At 72.5% G+C, this 3,549-nt stretch carries 4 protein-coding genes; 2 read left to right on the top strand and 2 right to left on the bottom strand.

The window, feature by feature from the left end:
- Together E1266_RS36325 and E1266_RS36320 are read left to right on the top strand one after the other, a co-directional pair.
- The coding region (locus E1266_RS36325; protein WP_132054991.1) for a PLP-dependent aminotransferase family protein at positions 1 to 1,101 on the top strand (1,101 nt) is incomplete at its 5' end.
- Between the two features lie 29 nt (positions 1,102 to 1,130).
- On the top strand, positions 1,131 to 1,358 hold the full coding sequence (locus tag E1266_RS36320; RefSeq protein ID WP_132054989.1) for a hypothetical protein: 228 nt from the start codon (positions 1,131 to 1,133) through the stop codon (positions 1,356 to 1,358).
- A 38-nt stretch (positions 1,359 to 1,396) separates the two neighbouring features.
- Here E1266_RS36320 and E1266_RS36315 read toward each other — a convergent pair whose 3' ends face one another.
- Positions 1,397 to 2,626 carry an MFS transporter gene (locus tag E1266_RS36315; RefSeq protein ID WP_165966363.1) on the bottom strand — a complete coding sequence of 410 codons (1,230 nt, stop codon included), beginning with the start codon at positions 2,624 to 2,626 and terminating at the stop codon, positions 1,397 to 1,399.
- A gap of 82 nt (positions 2,627 to 2,708) precedes the next feature.
- The gene (locus E1266_RS36310) at positions 2,709 to 3,506 is read right to left on the bottom strand and encodes an ABC transporter permease (protein WP_132054987.1); all 798 of its coding nucleotides are present in this window, start codon (positions 3,504 to 3,506) and stop codon (positions 2,709 to 2,711) included.
- Positions 3,507 to 3,549 lie beyond the last annotated feature (43 nt).

The following is a 3,549-nucleotide window of genomic DNA, read 5'->3' as shown; positions in this document are numbered from 1 at the left end:
CCCGCCTACGACCTGTGGCCGAGCCTCCCCGACCTGGCGTCGTTCCCCCGCGACCGCTGGATCGCCGCCGCCCGCGCCGCGCTGCGCACGCTCCCGCACGACGCGCTCACCTACCCCGACCCCGGCGGCGTCCACGCCCTGCGCGCCGAGCTGTCCGGCTACCTCGCCCGGGTCCGCGCCGCGCACACCGACCCCGCCCGGATCGTGATCATGAACGGGGTGGCGCACGGGCTGTCGGCGCTGCTCCGGCTGCTGCGCGCCGACGGGCACGCCGCCCTGGCCGTCGAGGACCCGACCAGCGACCGGCAGCTGCCCATGCTGGACGCGTCCGGCCTCCGGACCGTCCGGGTCCCCGTGGACACCGAGGGCGTGGACGTCGAAGCGCTCGCCCGCACCGGCGCGCGGGCGGTCCTCGTCACGCCCGCCCACCAGTACCCGACCGGCGTCGTCCTGTCCCCGGCCCGCCGCGCCGAGCTGATCGCCTGGGCGCGGGACGTCGACGGCCTGATCCTGGAGGACGACTACGACGCCGAGTTCCGCTACGACCGCGAGCCCGTCGGCTGCCTCCAGGGCGTCGAGCCCGACCGCGTCGTCCTGCTCGGCTCGGTCAGCAAGTCCCTGGCCCCCGCGCTGCGCCTCGGCTGGGCCGTCGCGCCGCCGGCCCTGGCCCAGCGGCTGCGGGAGCACCGCGAGAACACCGACCTCGGCGCGCCCGTCCTGGACCAGCACGCCCTCGCCGAATTCCTCAGAGGCGGCGGCTACGACCGCCACCTGCGCTCGATGCGGCGGCGCTACCGGCACCGGCGGGACGCCCTGGCGGAGGCGCTCAACGTCCACCTGCCCAACGCGATGGTTCACGGCGTCTCAGCGGGCATCCACCTCTATGTGGAACTACCCGCCGGACTTGACGAGAACGAGGTCGTGGCCCGCGCCGCCCGCGCCGGGGTGTCCGTAGCGGGCGCCCGCCCAATGTGGTCCCCGGCACGTGCGGAGGACGCGCCGCCCGCGCTCGTCCTCGGCTACGCCCGCCTCACCGAGACGCACCTGGTCAAGGCCGCGGAACTCCTTGGCCAAGCGGTTACCCACGGTGCTGAGGGGTAGGACAAGCATCCCTGGTGTAGGAGGTATGCATGAGTCTCGAAGAGGCCGCTCGACAGCTGAAGATGGCCGCCCACGACGCCGAGGTGGCCTTCGACTGCGTCGGCCTTGGCGACCTCGAAAGGGCACAGGAGCACGCCGTGACCCTGCGCGCCGCGGCCGACGCCGCCGAAGTGGCGCTGAGCCGCGCCCTGCAGGACCTGACGCCGGAACAGGCCCAAGCCGAAGGCGAACGAGCCATCTCGGCGATGGAGGGGTAGGCGTGTCAGCCCAGGGGGGCGACCCCCTGGGCTGAGGCTCAGACCGTGGGGCGTTGCATCGTGGGGGCCGGTGGGCGGGCGTCCTTTACGCGGGTCGGGTCGAAGCCGCGGGCTGTGGCGAAGACGACCAGGATCAGGGCCGTGGGGGCTATGAAGGCCAGGCGCAGGCCGTGGTCGGCGCTCAGGGGGGCTATGGCGCCCACCAGGGCCGCGCCCAGGACGAAGCCGACGTAGTTGAAGATGTTGACGCGGGCCACGGCCACGCCCAGGCCCGTGGGGTCGACCCGTCCGGCGGCGGTGAAGCAGACCGGGGCGATCACGGCCAGGCCCAGTCCGGCGACGGCGAACGCGGCGATGCCGAAGGCCGCGTTGGGGGCGGCCACGACGCCGGCCATGCCGGCGATGCCGACGGCGGCGCCGAGCCGGACGACCCGGACGGGGCCGGAGCGGCGGACGGCGAGGTCGGCGACGGCGCGGCTGGCCACCATGGCGACCTGGTACGCCACGTAGCCGAGCGGCGCGACCCAGTCGGCGCCGGACAGCTCGTCGTCGAGGTACTTGGCGCCGTAGTTGGAGATGGCGGAGTCCGCGAGGTAGGCGACGGCCATCGCGGCGCCGACGATCAGGATCGGGCGCCAGGGGACGCGGCGTCCGGCGGCCTTGAGCTCCTCGGCGGTCGGGCCCTCGCCCTCCTCGTCGCGGGCGTAGAGGCGGTGGCCGGTGGCCAGGGACCCGGCGATGCCGGCGGCGGCCGCTATCGCGAAGCAGGCGGCCAGCGGCAGGTCGATCCGGTTGCTGAGGGCCGCCCAGAGGCCGCCGAGGATGCCGGCGACGCTCCAGACGGCGTAGAAGCCGGTGATGAGGCTCATGCCGTAGCGGCGCTCGACGGCGACGGCCTGGGCGTTCATCGAGGCGTCCACCGCGCCTACGAACAGGCCGAACGCCGCCACCGCGACGTACAGGGCGAGGTCGTTGTCGCCGGTGAGGCCGATCAGCGCGATCGTGACGGCGACCGCGGGCTGCGACACCCGCAGCACCGGGCCGCTGCCGAACCGCTTGAACAGCGCACCGGACACGACGCTGCCCACCCCGGCGATGACCGGGACCATCAGCAGCACCAGCGCGAGCGTGCCGTCGCTCAGGTGGTGGGCCTTCTGCATCTGCGGGACCTGCGTCACCAGGGAGGCGAAGCAGAGCCCCTGGACGGCGAACGCCGTGTAGGCGGAGAGCCGTGCTTGCCGATCCCGTGCGGTGATCTCCTGGCTCATATGGCCCGACCCCTCTGCGGCGCACACAACGTGAAGAAAGTTCGCGTCAGCGTAGGAGCCGGGGACGCCCCTGGTCAACGGGTCAGTCGATGAGGCGCTTGCGCATTCCGCGGACGGCGATCGTCCACATCAGCGCCGCGAAGAGGACCAGGGCGCCGAGGTGCCCGAGGTCCGCCAGCGGATCCAGGCCGAACACCGCGTCCCGGACCAGCTCCACGCAGTGGTAGAGCGGGTTGAAGTAGGACACGGTCTGCGCCCAGCCCGGCAGCGCCTCGACCGGGAAGAACGTCCCGGCGATCAGGAACAGCGGCGTCACCACACCGGTGATCACGTAGTCGAACGAGTTGATGGACGGCACCACCGACGACGTCCACGTCCCGAAGAGGCCGAAGCCCAGCGCGGTGAAGAACGTCACGATCGGGACGAGCAGCATCCCCCACGAGGGGTCCAGGCCGAAGAACAGCGCCACCACCAGCGGCGTGCACGAGTACACCGCCGACTTGGCCGCGATCCACAGCGCCTCGGCCGTCACCAGCTCGTGGACGTCGACGGGCGTGGTGAGCATCGCGTCGTAGGTGTGCTGGAACACGCGCCTGATGTAGCCGTTGAACATCCCCGGGAACACCGACGTGAACAGTGCCGCGACCCCGACGACGCCGGTCGCGACGAAGTCCAGGTACCGGTAGTCGCCGATGACCGCGATCATCGAGCCGAACCCGTAGCCGAACGCGAGCAGGAAGAACGTCGGCTCCACCATCGAGGCGAACGACTGCGACTTCCAGTACCGCTTGTAGAGGGCCAGCTCGTGGCGCCAGATGCCGCGGACGGGCGCGAACTCGAACCGCCGGAGGCGCGGTGCCCGCTCCACCCGGACGCTCATCTCTGCTTCCTGCGGGGGGACGACCCCCCGCAGGAAGCAGAGA

It is taken from the genome of Actinomadura sp. 7K534 (assembly GCF_004348575.1).
GTDB lineage: Bacteria > Actinomycetota > Actinomycetes > Streptosporangiales > Streptosporangiaceae > Spirillospora > Spirillospora livida.
Note: the sequence above shows the minus strand (reverse complement) of the source record. Positions and strands in the feature narration are given on the sequence as shown.